This is a genomic window from candidate division WOR-3 bacterium, from assembly GCA_026418155.1.
Classification (GTDB): Bacteria; Hydrothermota; Tepidihabitantia; order Tepidihabitantales; family CAIPLT01; genus JAOABV01.
Genome location: JAOABV010000003.1, coordinates 12,284 through 27,551, shown reverse-complemented (window position 1 = coordinate 27,551; position 15,268 = coordinate 12,284). Strand labels below are relative to the sequence as shown.

At 35.6% G+C, this 15,268-nt stretch carries 15 protein-coding genes and 2 tRNA genes; 12 read left to right on the top strand and 5 right to left on the bottom strand.

All coding sequences use genetic code 11. From position 1 onward, the window contains the following. The first annotated feature begins 64 nt into the window (after nucleotides 1-64). The 3 genes from N2201_00735 (at nucleotide 65) to N2201_00725 (ending at nucleotide 1,873) form a co-directional block, all read left to right on the top strand. Nucleotides 65-137 (top strand) — tRNA-Gly (locus N2201_00735). 73 nt (nucleotides 138-210) lie between these two features. Beyond that, on the top strand, nucleotides 211-1,026 hold the full coding sequence (locus tag N2201_00730) for a hypothetical protein (GenBank protein ID MCX7784747.1): 816 nt from the start codon (nucleotides 211-213) through the stop codon (nucleotides 1,024-1,026). A gap of 49 nt (nucleotides 1,027-1,075) precedes the next feature. After that, nucleotides 1,076-1,873: a radical SAM protein gene (locus tag N2201_00725; GenBank protein MCX7784746.1), complete on the top strand. Its 798-nt coding sequence runs from the start codon at nucleotides 1,076-1,078 to the stop codon at nucleotides 1,871-1,873. Between the two features lie 490 nt (nucleotides 1,874-2,363). Here the strand turns inward: N2201_00725 and surE are convergent, their stop codons facing one another. The 5 genes from surE to N2201_00700 all read right to left on the bottom strand — a co-directional run bounded on the left by surE (nucleotide 2,364) and on the right by N2201_00700 (nucleotide 6,918). Continuing rightward, nucleotides 2,364-3,113: a 5'/3'-nucleotidase SurE gene (gene surE, locus N2201_00720; protein MCX7784745.1), complete on the bottom strand. Its 750-nt coding sequence runs from the start codon at nucleotides 3,111-3,113 to the stop codon at nucleotides 2,364-2,366. Nucleotides 3,114-3,172: 59 nt separating this feature from the next. Next, nucleotides 3,173-3,583, bottom strand: coding sequence for a hydrogenase iron-sulfur subunit (locus N2201_00715; GenBank protein MCX7784744.1), 411 nt, complete (start codon nucleotides 3,581-3,583; stop codon nucleotides 3,173-3,175). Between the two features lie 2 nt (nucleotides 3,584-3,585). Then, on the bottom strand, nucleotides 3,586-5,553 hold the full coding sequence (locus N2201_00710; GenBank protein MCX7784743.1) for a CoB--CoM heterodisulfide reductase iron-sulfur subunit A family protein: 1,968 nt from the start codon (nucleotides 5,551-5,553) through the stop codon (nucleotides 3,586-3,588). Then, nucleotides 5,550-6,431: a CoB--CoM heterodisulfide reductase iron-sulfur subunit B family protein gene (locus N2201_00705; GenBank protein MCX7784742.1), complete on the bottom strand. Its 882-nt coding sequence runs from the start codon at nucleotides 6,429-6,431 to the stop codon at nucleotides 5,550-5,552. The genes N2201_00710 and N2201_00705 overlap by 4 nt, the downstream gene beginning before the upstream one ends. A 97-nt stretch (nucleotides 6,432-6,528) precedes the next feature. Continuing rightward, the gene (locus tag N2201_00700) at nucleotides 6,529-6,918 is read right to left on the bottom strand and encodes a 4Fe-4S dicluster domain-containing protein (protein MCX7784741.1); all 390 of its coding nucleotides are present in this window, start codon (nucleotides 6,916-6,918) and stop codon (nucleotides 6,529-6,531) included. A gap of 535 nt (nucleotides 6,919-7,453) precedes the next feature. On the opposite strand from N2201_00700, the gene N2201_00695 reads away from it, so the two are divergent. From N2201_00695 to N2201_00655, 9 genes are all read left to right on the top strand, one after another. Further along, a tRNA-Leu gene (locus tag N2201_00695) sits at nucleotides 7,454-7,537 on the top strand. A gap of 98 nt (nucleotides 7,538-7,635) precedes the next feature. Then, nucleotides 7,636-8,847: a trigger factor gene (gene tig / locus N2201_00690; GenBank protein MCX7784740.1), complete on the top strand. Its 1,212-nt coding sequence runs from the start codon at nucleotides 7,636-7,638 to the stop codon at nucleotides 8,845-8,847. Between the two features lie 204 nt (nucleotides 8,848-9,051). Further along, nucleotides 9,052-9,636: an ATP-dependent Clp endopeptidase proteolytic subunit ClpP gene (gene clpP, locus N2201_00685; protein ID MCX7784739.1), complete on the top strand. Its 585-nt coding sequence runs from the start codon at nucleotides 9,052-9,054 to the stop codon at nucleotides 9,634-9,636. A gap of 85 nt (nucleotides 9,637-9,721) precedes the next feature. Further along, entirely contained in the window at nucleotides 9,722-10,945 is a 1,224-nt protein-coding gene (gene clpX, locus N2201_00680) for an ATP-dependent Clp protease ATP-binding subunit ClpX (GenBank protein MCX7784738.1), read from the top strand. After that, nucleotides 10,935-12,233, top strand: coding sequence for a Tol-Pal system beta propeller repeat protein TolB (gene tolB / locus N2201_00675; GenBank protein ID MCX7784737.1), 1,299 nt, complete (start codon nucleotides 10,935-10,937; stop codon nucleotides 12,231-12,233). The genes clpX and tolB overlap by 11 nt, the downstream gene beginning before the upstream one ends. 102 nt (nucleotides 12,234-12,335) lie before the next feature. After that, complete coding sequence (locus tag N2201_00670) at nucleotides 12,336-12,875, top strand: NTPase (GenBank protein ID MCX7784736.1); 540 nt, start codon at nucleotides 12,336-12,338, stop codon at nucleotides 12,873-12,875. Continuing rightward, the gene (locus tag N2201_00665; protein MCX7784735.1) at nucleotides 12,851-14,206 is read left to right on the top strand and encodes a TrkH family potassium uptake protein; all 1,356 of its coding nucleotides are present in this window, start codon (nucleotides 12,851-12,853) and stop codon (nucleotides 14,204-14,206) included. The genes N2201_00670 and N2201_00665 overlap by 25 nt, the downstream gene beginning before the upstream one ends. Continuing rightward, nucleotides 14,199-14,888 (top strand): TrkA family potassium uptake protein, encoded by a 690-nt coding sequence (locus tag N2201_00660; protein ID MCX7784734.1) that lies wholly within the window; start codon nucleotides 14,199-14,201, stop codon nucleotides 14,886-14,888. Before N2201_00665 ends, N2201_00660 begins: the two co-directional genes overlap by 8 nt. A gap of 41 nt (nucleotides 14,889-14,929) precedes the next feature. Further along, nucleotides 14,930-15,193: a tetratricopeptide repeat protein gene (locus N2201_00655; protein MCX7784733.1), complete on the top strand. Its 264-nt coding sequence runs from the start codon at nucleotides 14,930-14,932 to the stop codon at nucleotides 15,191-15,193. Nucleotides 15,194-15,268: the final 75 nt, after the last annotated feature.

Genomic DNA, 15,268 nt, shown 5'->3' with positions numbered 1-15,268 from the left:
ACTTGACAGATTTCGGTTTTCAACTAAAATCAGAATATGAACCACACAATATGTGGTTTCTTTTGCGGGTGTAGCTCACCTGGTAGAGCACGAGCTTCCCAAGCTCGGGGTCGCGGGTTCGAGTCCCGTCGCCCGCTTTATTCGTGAAAAATGCCTTGTAAATTCAGGATTAGTTTTTTAATTGCTAAATGATTCAAAATAGGAGTTAAAATGCGAGTGAAATTAATTGTGTTGATAATCTTATTAATTATTAGTTTTGGATTCACAGATAAAATAGACTTTCTAAATTGGTCAATAAGATTTTCAGTTAAAGAAAAACCGGAAGAACCAACAGAGTTTCAAAATCTTTTGGAAGCCCAAGCGAAAAGTATTATCAAACAAATTTACTATGATTCTTGTCGGACTGTTGCTGAATATCTATCTGAAAATCCTAAAATCAATAAACAATTCGCCCGGCTCAATATCAATCCCCAAGAGTATGCTAACAAATTCCTTTCTGATGGTTCATTAATTATGGAATATGAAGTTCCAATTACCGGTCCTATTCTCAAAACATTAATTCCTTATACTGGTGGCGGAACACCTTTAGTACCTTTATGTTGTCCTATTTGTAAGAGACCCTGGCCTGAAAACGTAGAAGTTCCTAAAGATGTCAAATTAATTCCTTTAGAAGAAGATTCACCCCGGTATACCGGAGTTTTAATTGATGCTCGGGATATAAGCCTTAATCCAGCATTGTTTCCTAAGATTTATACTGACGATAATAGAGAAGCATATGGTCTCAGTTTTGTCAAACCTGAGTATTGTGTTGAGCGAGGGTTATTAGTCTATACAAGTTCTTTAACTGAAGCATTTCAAAACGAACGAGTTGGAATTAATCCCATTAGGATTACCGCTTTAAAAAGTATTGGTAAGAATAATACCGATATAGTCATTTCATCATCCGCAGGTAAATTACTTCACAGTTCCCAAAATAACTTAAAACTTTTAGAGCAGTGCAAAGTTGTAGTTTTAATTAGTGAATAAAATTTGTTCTTATTTTACAGAAAATTATTTTAAACTCATATATTAACTAATGGCAGTTCTTCCTTTACAAAAAGGTATTGTCTATGGGCCGGTCAATTCAAAAAGATTAGGGCGGTCTTTAGGGATTAATCTACTTTCCTGTGAAAAAAAAATCTGTAGTTTTGATTGTATTTATTGTCATTATGGTCGCACTGACAAGAAAGTTTTAAAGCCGGCGCGTAACGATTTACCCAGTGTGGAAAGAATAGTATCTGCAGTAGAACAGGTAATTTGTAGTAATCAAAAATTTGACTATCTAACATTTTCAGGTAATGGCGAACCAATGCTACATCCGGACTTTGCTAAAATTGTTTTTGATATAAGAAGGTTAAAAGACCGTTATTATCCTCAAGTGCCATTAGCCCTACTTAGCAATTCATCGCGTTTAGTTGATTTTTGCGGATCCACCTATGATGAGGAAGTGGATTTAGCGACTTTATCTTTAATTGAATTTCGGATATTTAAATTAGATACTGCGGATGAGGAACTTTTCCAAAAAATTAACCAACCGGTTGCTGAATTGAAAATTGGCAATATTATTGACAGTTTAGTTTGTGTTTCAGAACAGTTGCCGATAACGATTCAAGCAGTTTTCATTGACGGACCAATAAAGAATTATACGGATGAAGCATTAAATGATTGGATTAAGGCAATTATCAAAATTAAGCCAATCTCTATTCAAATTTGTTCTACTGACCGACCAGTAGCAAAATCCGAAGTTAAGATGCTTAGTAATCAGAAATTGGAAGAACTCGCTAAGCATATTCAAAAAAAGACAAAAATCTTAACCAAAGCATTTTTTAAATAGAAAACTCACCATATTAGACTAATTTTATTTTTTGATTTGCTTTTTCTGCAGGTTCAAACAAAGTGTCAGTTTAATATTAACATCAAGTAGAAATTACTTTTATCTAACACATTAAATCTTTAGTTAATACACGGAGTCACAATCTTTTATATATAAAGTCTGCATTAGTGAGGGTGCAGTACGGGTACAGAGGGATATCAGCCCAACCCTTACCCAATCCTAGCAAAAACATAGTATTATGTTATCCTATATCCGATATAGAAAGTCGCCTATCAGTTAGCTTAAATTGTCTTTTAGAATATGTTATTGTCGGTGTCTCAATTGATATAAAACAAATACTTTGATAATCTTTATTAATATATAGCAAATATAGTTTAACAGATTACCTATGAGATAGTTTGTAAGAAAAACTGATTTCGATTCGGACAGAATGTTTTTAGATTAGTTTTTGGATAAAAGAAGCAAAAATTATCTTTTGAGGCATATGTGTCTATTGAATCTTAATTAGTCTTGAGAATTTTTTTCGAAAAGTAGCGATTTCTCGATAATTAGTCATATCCAGATGAAGCGGTGTAATGGAAATGTAATTATGCTCAACTGCTTCAAAATCGGTGCCTGGTTCAATTTCCCAACTTAATTCGCCATCAATCATATAAGATACTTCGCCTGAGGGATGGTCATTTTTTATTGCCATATCCTTATAAATTCTTTTTCCCATTCTCGTTATCCTTAACCCTTTAACTTTACCAGCAGGAATGTTAATGTTAAGTAAGGTTTTTTTAGGCAGACCATGTTTTAATAGGTGTTTTGCTAATTGATTTATTAACTTAACAGCAACATCACTATTTACACCATCTTTACGATAAGAAATTGCAATTGATGGAATACCTAAAATTGTGCCTTCAATTGCTGCAGCAACCGTGCCAGAATATAACACATCGTCACCCATATTCGGACCGTTATTAATTCCAGAAATTACCAGCGAAATTGCTTTTTTAAATAGTCCATGATGCGCAATCAGAACACAATCGGTTGGTGTCCCATCAACTGCATACCAATTTTCTTTTATCTGACAAATCTTAATTGGTTGTCGTAATGTAAAGGAATGGCTTGCGGCTGACCGATTCTGAGTTGGAGCTACAACATAGACATCGCCTAAATCTTTTACTGCTGATTCCAAAACCTTTAACCCATCGGCTTTAATACCATCATCATTAGTTAAGAGAATAATCGGCTTCATTTATAACTTATGGTTGTATTACTCTCTTATATCCTTCCAATAGGAAATATCTAATCTTTTTAATCTTTTACCGATAGCGGTCCTAATTTTTTGATGGTTTCAGTAAATTCAGTGACGGTCTTTTTAAATTTATCAGCTTCAGATGCTGATATCCACTCTAATCTCAATCTTTCCGGTTCGATTCCTAAATCTTGGAGTAACTTTCGAAGTATTGGTATTCGTTTCATTGTTTTATAATTACCATCTTGATAATGACAATCGTTAGGATGACAACCTCCAACAAAAACGCCATCGGCACCTTTTTTGAAGGCCCAAAGAATATATTGAGGGTCAATGCGACTGGAACAAAAGACCGTAATTGGAATCATATTCGCCGGATAAGTCATACGCGATGTGCCGGCTAAATCAGCACCTGCTGATGTGCACCATTTGCAAATAAATCCAATAATTTTGGGTTCAAAATTTTCCATTCTTACTCCAATCCGGCTTTAACCATTTCTTGAATCTGCTGGTCTTTGAAATTCTTTTGTTGCGCTGCACCGGCTGGACATGCTGCGGAACATGCACCACAACCTTCGCACAAGACCTCAATTACTTTCACTTTCCTTTTTTTGCCATCTTCAGATACCACCATTTCTCTTGCTTTATAAGGACAGACATCTATACAGATTGCACAACCCGAACAGATATCTTCGTTCACACCAGCAATAACCGGCAGATGTTCGAGCATTTCTGAAGCAAAGAGTGCAATCACTTTACTTGCAGCTCCTGATGATTGAGCAACTGCCTCAGGAATATCTTTTGGTCCTTGACAAGCACCGGCTAAAAAGAAACCGCCGGCTAATGTTTCGACCGGTCTTAATTTAGGATGTGCTTCAGTAAACCATCCATATTCGTCTTGAGTAATCTTTAACATTTGAGCAAATTCTTTTGTTGCTGACGGAATCATTGCGGTTGCCAAAACTACCATATCGGCTTCAACTTCAACCTTTTTACCCGTTAAAGTATCCGCTCCCCAAACAATGACTTTATCTCCCTTTTCAAATATTTTTGAGACTTTACCTCGAATATATAAAACTCCTTCATCTGTGGCTCGCTTATAGAACTCTTCAAAACCTTTACCGCCAGTTCGGACATCAATATAGAACACAATTGCTTCGCCTTGATGAACCCGATGTTTGTATAAAATTGCTTGTTTTGCCGTATACATACAGCAGATCTTCGAGCAATATGCCATCGCATTTTCCGGGTCACGAGAACCCGCACATTGCACAAAGACAATTCTTTCTGGTACTTTACCATCTGAAGGTCTTCGCACCTCTCCCATAAAAGGACCGGATGCCGATAAGATGCGTTCAAACTGTAGTCCGTCAACAACATTTTTCAATTTACCAAAACCATAAGAAGTGAGTATTTTTTTATCAATCAAATCATAGCCGGTTGCTAAAACAATAGCGCCAACCTCATATTCTCTGATTTGGTCTTGGTCGTCAAATTTCACTGCGCCAAATGGACAGTTCTTTTCGCATAATCGACAAGCACCTTTTTGAAAATAGAGACAATTTTCTCTATCAATTACAACACGATTGGGCACTGCCTGAGGAAACATTTTATAAATTGCTTTCCGTTCGGATAATCCCTGATTAAACTCATCTTTAGCTTTTTTCGGACATTTTCCAATACAAATATCACAACCAGTGCATTTGTCCCAATCAACATATTTTGCTTTTTGCCTAACTTTAACCTTGAAATTACCGATATAACCGTTAATTTCTTCCACTTCTGCATAAGTCATAAGTGTGATATTGGGATGTTGTTTGGCTTCAACCATTTTCGGAGTAAGAATACATTGACTACAATCAAGGGTGGGAAAGGTTTCTGATAATTGAGACATATGACCACCGATGGATGGGTTTCTATCTAAAAGAATTACCGGATAACCAGCATTAGCAATATCCAGAGCAGTTTGAATACCGGCAACTCCAGCCCCAATAACCATAGCCTTACGGGTAACCGGTATGCTAATTGGAGTTAACGGTTCATCATACTCTACTTTTTTAATAATTGTCTTAATAATACGAATTGCTTTATCTGTGGCTTTTTCTTTGTCTTCAGTCACCCATGAACACTGTTCGCGGATATTTGCAATTTCACAATTATACGGATTCACACCAACACTAGCAACTGCTTTTCGGAAAGTATTTTCGTGTAAAGTTGGTGAACAACAAGCAACCACAACACTATCCAAATTTTTCTGTTTAATTGTATCTTTTATAAGATTTTGACCAGGGTCAGAGCAACAATATTGGTGGTCAATAACTTCAATAACATCGGTCGATTCTCTGATTTTTTTAACAACTTCAGGAATGTTGACTGTCCCAGCAATATTTATTCCACAATGACAGACAAAAACTCCTATTCGTTTTTTGGTCGATTTCATGGCCAAAGTCCTTTCTGTTTTAATAAAGGTTTAGGGTCAACATAATGGTTCGCTAAATTTAAAATCTTTTCACATACACCAAGTGCTAATCCCAAGAGTTGAGTAAAATAAAAAACAGGAATTTGGAGTTTAGAATGTGGGACTTGAAATTTATCCAAATTATATTGACATAGGGGACAAGTGGTTACAACACAATCCGCACCAGATTCGATAATATTTTCTAAAATCTGATGAGCACATTTTATTGCGACTTCAGGTTTGTTAACTAAAAGATAACCACCACAACATTCGGTTTTAAAAGCATAATTAATTGGCACCGCACCAAGAGCAAAAAACATATCATCCATAATCGTTGGATTATCCGGATCATCAAAATTTAATTCATCGGATGGTCTAACCATTAAACAACCATAATAAGATGCAACCTTCAGACTATTAAGGTTATTTTTAACTTTTGACTTTAGACTTTCAAAGCCGATATCATATTTTAATACTTCAAGATAATGGACGGTTTCAGTTTTACCATTATAATCAGTTTCTAAATAATTCATTATCCGTTTGCGATAAATCTCATTTTCGGGCACAAAAAGATTATGGTTACTTCGTTTTAGCACATTATAACACGCAGCACAGAGAGTAACTAACTTGGCTGAATCTGTGGTATTAGAGATTTTTTGGGCTTCGATCAAATTTCGAATCGGCGCAACCTGATTAGCCAAATCATCTTGCACCGTCGAATAGATAGCGCCACAACAATTCCAAGTATCCAGTTCTTTAAGTTCGATACCCAAAATTAATGCAGACTCGCGGGCGCACAAATCAAGATTTCGACTTTTTGTGTACAAAGTACAGCCTGGATAATATGCCAATTGTTTCATAATATGAATTTACGAAATCGACAATACAAACAATGTCTCAATCGTTTCATTCCACAATTTTGCATAATGCCGCAATATGCATAATATAATGATTGTGTCATGTCGTAAATTTACGAAATGCGGCGATGAATGCTTGTTGCGGTGCATCTAAAATGCTGTTTTTGTCAACTTGTTCTAAAATTAAATGCGTAATTTTATTTCGAAGATTAATGGCTCGTAAAGCATCAGCAATTTTACCATAATCAACTCCTCGAGGACACCTCTCGCCACAAACATTACAAGCCGCACAAAGCCAGATACCTGACGAATTTAAAACCTCTTCAAACTTACCTAATTGGAGCAAACGAATTGCTTGTGATGGTACTGGTTCCATTGCAAACGCAACTGGACAACCTGCTGTGCATTCGCCACATTGATAACAATCTGAGAATCGCTGACCAGATAACGATTCAATATTTTCTTTAATTTCTTTATTTATATCTATCATAAAAAATCGTCTGTTAAAAATAGTCTATTATTATAAAAAATATAATATTATAAAAAATTTAATCTGTCAAGAATTATGTAAGAGTTCTAAGGAAGTCAAGTTTTGCCACTTAATATACTAAACTTACCGACTATTGTTCTTATTTTGCTGTATTTTCAATTAGTTCGGGGACATTTTTCCCGAACACTCTCATTTGAAGACCGTGGATAAAGAACCACTGAACCCTCTGATGATACAGAAAATTATAAGAAATATTCAATAATCTTATTACTTCAAGTGACAAATTAATTTTTGCCAAATTCTCTTAGACGGCATTAAAAAGATAATTTTCTGTCGCAGAAGGTATGAAAATCAATGAACCCTTACTGACTCGCTTTGGGTCGTCATTTTTTTCTTCTCCGATACGGATATGAATCCTGTGTATATTCTGCGGCACTTTTTACGACCTTACATTCTTGAATCCTTGACAGATTATTAACTCGGGTTTATACTAATGTATCATATATAAAAAGAAGCATCGTGATATTAGTCATTTGCGAGGATGGCGGAATTTGGCAGACGCTCTGGATTTAGGATCCAGTGGATAGAATCCGTGGGGGTTCAATTCCCCCTCCTCGCATATATAAAAACTAACAACTAAATGCTAAATATATAACTAAAGATTGAAAACAATAATGTTAGTATTTTATCTCAGAAGAAAGGATTAAATAAATATATATGGAAATTAAGATTAAAGAGCCAAAATCTTGGCAAAGAGAAATTGAGGTAACAGTTGAATCTGAACGCGTAAAAAAGAAGATCGAGGATGTTACCGCATCTTATGCGCAAAAGGTTCAGATTGCTGGGTTTCGAAAAGGTAAAGTTCCAAGACCTATCTTACAGAAAAGATATGGCACTTCTTTTGAAGCCATTGCCATTGACGAATTGTTTGATGAAATTTATAAGGAAATTATTAATGCCCACGACTTAAAACCGATCACTCAAGCCAAAATTAGTGATTACTTACTTTCCGATGATAAAACTCTAAAGTTTGACCTTTCGTTTGAAGTTATTCCAAATTTTGAAATGAAAAATTATATTGGCCTCAAACTTAAAAAACAAGAACCAGTTGGTTTTGACCAGGAATTTGAACGCCGAATTAAAACTATTCAAGAAAAATGTGCTACCTTTATTACTGCTAATCGACCGGCAGAAATTGGTGATTTTATTTTAGTTGACTACGAAATTTATGAAAATGAAACCTTGGTCGCAAAAAAACAATCAGGCATTATGCTTCAACTTGGCAGTGAAAGAAATCACCCTAATATTAATCAAGCATTGCTCGGTTGTGCTGCCGGCGAAGAAAAAAGTGTTAATTTAATTTTTGGTACCGACCATCCCGAAGAAATATTGAGGGGAAAGACTTTGACCTATAAATTCTATATTCGGGATATTAAAATTCGACAACTACCTGAAATTGACGATAAATTGGCAAGCAATTTAGGATTTAAAGACTTAGATGATATGCGTGCTCAAATTAATGAAGAAATCTTACAGGAACGCACAAGGATTATCGAAGAAGACTTAAAAAATCAGATCTATCGTTATTTAGTCGCAGACTATGACTTTGAACCACCCCAATCATTAGTCGATTATGCCTATCAAGATATTCTTAGTCAATACCATTTACCTGATAACGAAGAAAACCGAAGTAAACTCCTGCCTTTAGCAATTGATAAAGCAAAATTTGATATTATTTTATCTCGTATTGCCGAAAAAGAGAACATCACAGTCACACCTGAGGAGATTGAAAACGAGGTCCAGAAATACGCTCAGATGGGTGTCAGTGAAGAACAACTAAAAAATCTTCGTTTTAGTTCTAAGTTTATTTCTGCAATTCAACAAGAAAAAACTCTGGACTTTCTTTTACAAAAAGCCGAAATATCATAAAAATGCTTAACTCCAAAATTTGAATTTCTAAGGGAATTTATTGAAATCCTTCACCGATAGATATTGAGAGCAATGGAAAAATGCTATCAAACATACAATAAACATAGACGAAAGAATTTCGGTGATTTTTGTAGATTCAGGAGCAAAAATTGATTTTCGTAGAAGTTTCAGATGTTAGTTATTTAAGATTATAATGGAGGTATTATGTATATTCCGATTGTAATTGAGCAAACAGGCAGAGGCGAACGGGCTTATGATATCTATTCTCGTCTCTTAAAAGAACGAATTATTTTTATCGGCATGCCCATTGATGATAATGTCGCCAATTTAGTTATTGCTCAATTATTATTTTTGGAAGCCGAAGATCCAGATAAAGATATTTCTCTCTATATCAATTCCCCCGGGGGTATTGTCTCATCAGGTTTAGCCATTTATGATACGATTCAATATATCCGGCCCAAAGTCTCCACGATATGTATGGGAATGGCTGCAAGTCTTGCCGCATTACTTTTGGCAGCTGGTGAAAAGAATAAACGTTTTGCTCTGCCTCATTCAAGAATTATGATTCATCAACCAGAAGTTTCTGGTCTTTCGGGTCAAGCAACAGACATCGAAATTCATGCTAAAGAAATCCTTAGACTAAAACAGCAACTGGCAGAACTTTTAGCCAAACATACTAATCAACCCATTGAAAAAATTTTGTCTGATTCTGACCGTAACTATTTTATGTCCGCCCAAGAAGCTAAAGAATATGGTATCATCGATGAAGTAATCGAAAAGCGAAAATGAATAAATTAACGCCAAAATTCTACTCGAAAGAGAATCCCAAAAACATCAAACTTTTTCATCTGTGCTTTTGTGATTTTGTAGCATTATGAAAACCCGCTATTGTTCGTTTTGTAACCGGCCAGAAAATCGGGTCCGGATGCTCTTTGGTAGCCATGGTGCTAACATCTGTGATGACTGCGTTCGCTTAACCTGGAATCTTTTACAAGATAAAGAGAAACATCGTTTTTTTGCTACACTCCATACATTGCCTCCACCTTCAGAAATTAAATCTTTTTTAGATGAATATGTTATTGGCCAAGAGCGCGCAAAAAAAGTTCTATCTGTTGCGGTCTACAACCATTATAAACGAGTATTTTCTCCAAGGCCTAAAGTTGAGGTTGAGAAAAGCAATATTTTACTTATTGGTCCAACTGGTGTCGGTAAAACTTTATTAGCCGAAACTTTAGCAAAGTTTTTAAATGTGCCGTTTTCTATTTCTGACGCTACACCACTTACTGAAGCGGGTTATGTCGGTGAAGATGTCGAAAATATCTTATTAAGACTAATTCAAGCTGCTAATTGGGATTTAGATTTGGCTTCGATTGGTATTGTCTATATCGATGAAATTGATAAGATCGGCCGCAAAAGTGATTCGCCATCTATTACCCGAGATGTCTCCGGCGAAGGTGTCCAACAAGCCCTGCTAAAAATTCTCGAAGGGACTATTGCCAATGTTCCACCTCAAGGCGGCAGAAAACATCCAGAACAAGAATATATTCAAATTAATACTAAAAATATTCTCTTTATCTGTGGCGGTACTTTTTTTGGTTTAGAAAGGATAATTGAAAATCGGCTAAAAAAATCAGGAATGGGATTTCAAGCCGATATCATGTCAAAAAATAGCCAAGATAAAGATGAATTGCTAAAATTTGTTGAACCTGACGATTTAATAAAATTCGGCCTAATTCCAGAGTTAGTCGGTAGATTACCTATTATTGTCTCATTGCACAGTCTATCGCACCAAGCCTTACTCGATATTCTTACTAAACCCCGCAATGCTTTAATCAAACAATATCAACACTATTTTGATTTAGAAAACGTTAAATTGACCTTTGAGCGACCTGCATTGGAAAAAGTCGCAGAATTGGCTTTAGTCCGAAATACCGGAGCGCGTGGCCTTCGTTCAATTCTGGAAAATGCGCTGTTAGATATTATGTTTGATTTACCATCAAAAAAGAACATCAGCGAATGTATTATCACTGTAGATACGATAACAGGTGGTCCGCCAAAATTTATTGAGAGAAGACTAAAACGCAAACGTGAAGCATAAGATATTTTTAATTATTCTCTGTGTTTCGTCTTTGTGGCAAATTCTTTATGCTCAACAAGAAATTTGGGCAAAAATTACTGCCGGTGCTACCAGAAAAAAGATTAGCATTGTTATCGCTGATTTTCTTTTACCATCTATTGCTCCAGAATTATTATCTAATGTTAGTAAAAATATAAAACAAGTGATATCTGACGATTTAGGTTATTCGCTTTATTTTGAAATAGTTCCAATGCCCATCGATTCCACACTCAGCACATATGAAAAAAGGATTGATTTTAATAAATGGTCGAAAATAGGCGCCCAAGTGCTTTTAGCCGGCGATATCCAAATTAAGAAGCGAACTATATTAAACATTAGACTTTATGATTTATTTAGTCGAAGACTTATTGGAACTAAGGGATATGAAATTACGGAAAACTACCGTTGGTTAGCACATAAGATTGCCGATGATGTAATTAAATTATTAACTGGTGAAGAAGGCATCAACCAGACTCAAATTGCATTTTCTATAAGAATCGGAAAAAATAAAGAATTAGCACGGGTTGATTATGATGGCTTTAATTTTCAGCAACTCACTAAAGATGGTGGCTACAAACTCTTTCCTGACTGGTCACCATTAGCAAATAAGATTGCTTTTTGCAGTTATGCTAAAAACAATCTCAATATTTATACTTATGATCTAAACAAAGATAAAATTGACTTATTTTGTGGTAAAGATGGTCTTAATACTACGCCGGCCTATTCGCCGGATGGCAAAACAATAGCACTCAGTTTAACTATCGATGGAACTCCGGATATTTATTTAATGAATGCTGATGGCAAAAATCTTCGGCGCCTTACTTATGGTCATTCAATAGACATTTCCCCAACCTGGTCGCCATCAGGTCGTGAATTGGCATTTGTCTCGGACCGTACCGGCACACCCCAAATTTATATAATTAATGTTGATGGCACCAATATGCGGCGCCTGACTTTTGAAGGCTCTTATAATACTTCGCCGGCTTGGTCTCCTCGTGGCGATTTAATTGCTTTCGTCTCACGCGTTGAAGATGGTACAAATCAGATTTTTATTACGGATTTAACTGGGGATAACCGCATGCGGCTCACTAGCTTGAGAAATAATGAAGAACCATCTTGGTCTCCAGATGGACTACATATTGCTTTTAGTTCTAATCGCACTGGTACCTATGAAATTTGGACAATGCACTGGAATGGTACGGGACTGCGCCAAATTACCAATGTAGGCGGCGCCTTTTCACCAACTTGGTCGCCAAGGTTATTGAAATGAAGAAACATTTACTGCATATTTGGCAAACAGTACAAAAATTTTTCTTCGATTTTGATTAAATATTTGTCGGATTTGTTAAATTTTGGTATTCGTGCTTAAGTAATGAAGATTTTAATAACTGGTAAGCCGCGTTCAGGTAAAACCACTTTGATTAAAAAACTCTTATCTTTATTGCCTAATATTTCGTTTGGCGGATTTTTTACTGAAGAGATAAAAGAAAATGGCAAAAGAATCGGATTTAAAATAGTTACGACTTTTGGTGAACAAGGTGTTTTAGCCCACCAGAAGTATAGAAGTTCGCTTCGTATCTCAAGATATGGAGTGAATCTTGCTGACTTAGAAATAATCGGCATCAATAGTCTAAAAAAAGCGTTACAAGAAAAAGATTTGATTATTATCGACGAAATTGGTAAAATGGAACTGATGAGCGATAAATTCAAAAGTGCAATTCAAGAAATTTTTCACAAGGCTAACCGTCAAGCCGTCATTGCTACAATCCCTATATCAAATATTCCTTTTCTGAATCATCTAAAATCCTATCCGAATACTGTTGTCTTCGATACGAGCAAGCAAAAAATTGAAGATATTATAAAAAGTTGTTTAAAATCTTTAACAAAATGGCACGACTCGCAAGCCAAGTAAACCCTGGTCGGTTACTGGTTTTTGGTTATTTGTCCATTATTATCGTTGGTGCATTACTCTTATATCTTCCTATCGCATCTAAAAATATTAGCCTGATTGATGCGTTTTATACCGCAACTTCAGCAGTTTGTGTCACGGGATTGATTGTAAGAGATACTGCTACAGACTTTACATTATTTGGAAAATTAATCATTCTATTATTAATTCAAATTGGTGGTATAGGTTATATGACCCTTTCTACGACTTTTTTCTTCTTCTTAAGGCAGAAACTAAGTTTGCGAGACCGATTGGTTGCCAAAGAATCATTCAATGTCTTTACTTACGACAATCTTAAGCGATTCGGCTTTACTGTCTTAAGAGTTACTTTAGTTTTTGAAGCATTAGGGGCACTTGCCCTTTTTATCTATTTTTTACACTATACGCCAATGAAAATTTTTTATGCATTAGGTCATGCAATCTTTCATTCAGTTTCCGCATTCTGTAATGCCGGCTTCTCCACTTTTTCTGAAAATCTCACTAACTATTCAACAAATTATTTTGTCTTATTAACAATATCTTTTCTTTTCATTTGTGGTGGTATTGGCTTTGTTGTGATTTCTGATTTATATAAGACCTATGTCAAAAAAATTAATAACCATCTTTCCTTACATACCAAAACAGTGTTAACAACCACATTAATCCTTATTGTTGTTGGCACACTGTTAATTCTTTTATTAGAGTGGCGTGGTTCTTTAAGACTTTATCCGACTTCCTTAAAAATTCTCAATGCCTACTTTCATGCGGTAACTGCGCGAACTGCTGGATTTAATACTCTTAGTCTCAAAATCTTTCATCCGGCAACTTTATTATTTATAATTGTTTTAATGTTTATCGGTGCTTCGCCTGGCGGAACAGGTGGTGGTGTTAAAACGACCACTTTCAGTATTATTTTGCTTCAAATTAAAGCCCTACTCACCGGCCAATCGGAAATTTTTCTATATCGGCGACGGGTCGCTCAAGAACAAATTTTTAAGGCATTTTTAATTGTTGGCTTAGCCATATCTTGGCTCTTGACATCTCTGATTTTACTCTTAATCTTTAATAAACCCGATATGAACATACTTACATGTCTTTTTGAATTATTTTCGGCATTTGGTACAGTCGGCTTATCTCGTGGCTCTGAGATAATGACTAATCTTTCTGCATCCTATGATTTTACAGTCTTAGGAAAATTAGTCATCATCCTAACAATGCTTATTGGCCGAGTTGGTATCTTAACCTTAGCCACCGCATTAATTAGAAAAAAAATTATATCGTACTCATATCCTGAGGGGGTGATTTTAGTTGGCTAAAAGTTTTGTTGTTATTGGGTTAGGACGCTTTGGCTCGAGCATTGCTCGTGCCTTAGCCGAAAAAGGCTTTGAAGTAATGGTTATTGACTCAGACGAAAACGAAGTTCGAGAATTTGCAGAACTAGTGACACATAGTTTTGTTTTAGATGCAACTGATGAGCGCGCTCTCAAAGATATCGGTGTTGCTGATGTTGATGTTGCTATTGTCAGTGTTGGTCAAAATATCGATACTAGTATTCTTATTACTTTGATTCTGAAAGAACTTGGTGTCAAACAAGTGATTGTTAAAGCTGTTAATGACCGTCATGGCAAAATCCTCCAGCGCATTGGCGCAGATAAAGTAATTTATCCAGAACGCGAAGTGGCAACTCGACTTGCAGAAAGTTTCTTTTCCACAAAAATCTTTGATTACATTGAACTTTCGCCAATTCACAGTATAATTGAAATTGCTGCGCCAAAACAGTTTATTGGTAAAACATTAAAACAAATTGGCCTTCGGGAAAAATATAATGTAACAGTTATTGCTATCAAACGCAAAATTCCGATTATCACAGAAAAGGGAACACCGGATTTCAAAGAAGATGTAATTATTGGCCCTGGGGCTGAGGATGAAATCTCAGAAGGTGATATTTTGACGATTCTTGGTAAATATGAAGACTTAGAAAAAATTGAACGAATGTAATATTCTGCAATACTAAAAATGACTTAATTGCATAAAACACTATGTCTAAGAAAAAACCTGTGACCGCGCAAGATTATATTGAACTTGGTCAATTTTATATCTTGAATCAGAGATATTCTGAAGCCATAAAACAGTTTAAGTCGGCATTAAAATTACAGCCTGACGCCAAGGTCTACTTTCAATTAGGACTAGCATACGAAGCATCCAATCAAATTCCTGAAGCGCAAGAAATGTATCGTAAAGCACTACAACTTGACCCTCAACTCAAAGAAGCCTCTGAACATCTGGAACGAATCTCAAGTTAAAATATTAATAAGTTTTTAATAGGATGTATTGTCGCCGATGTAAAATAAAAATGGTTGAGGTCAAACGAACTTTTC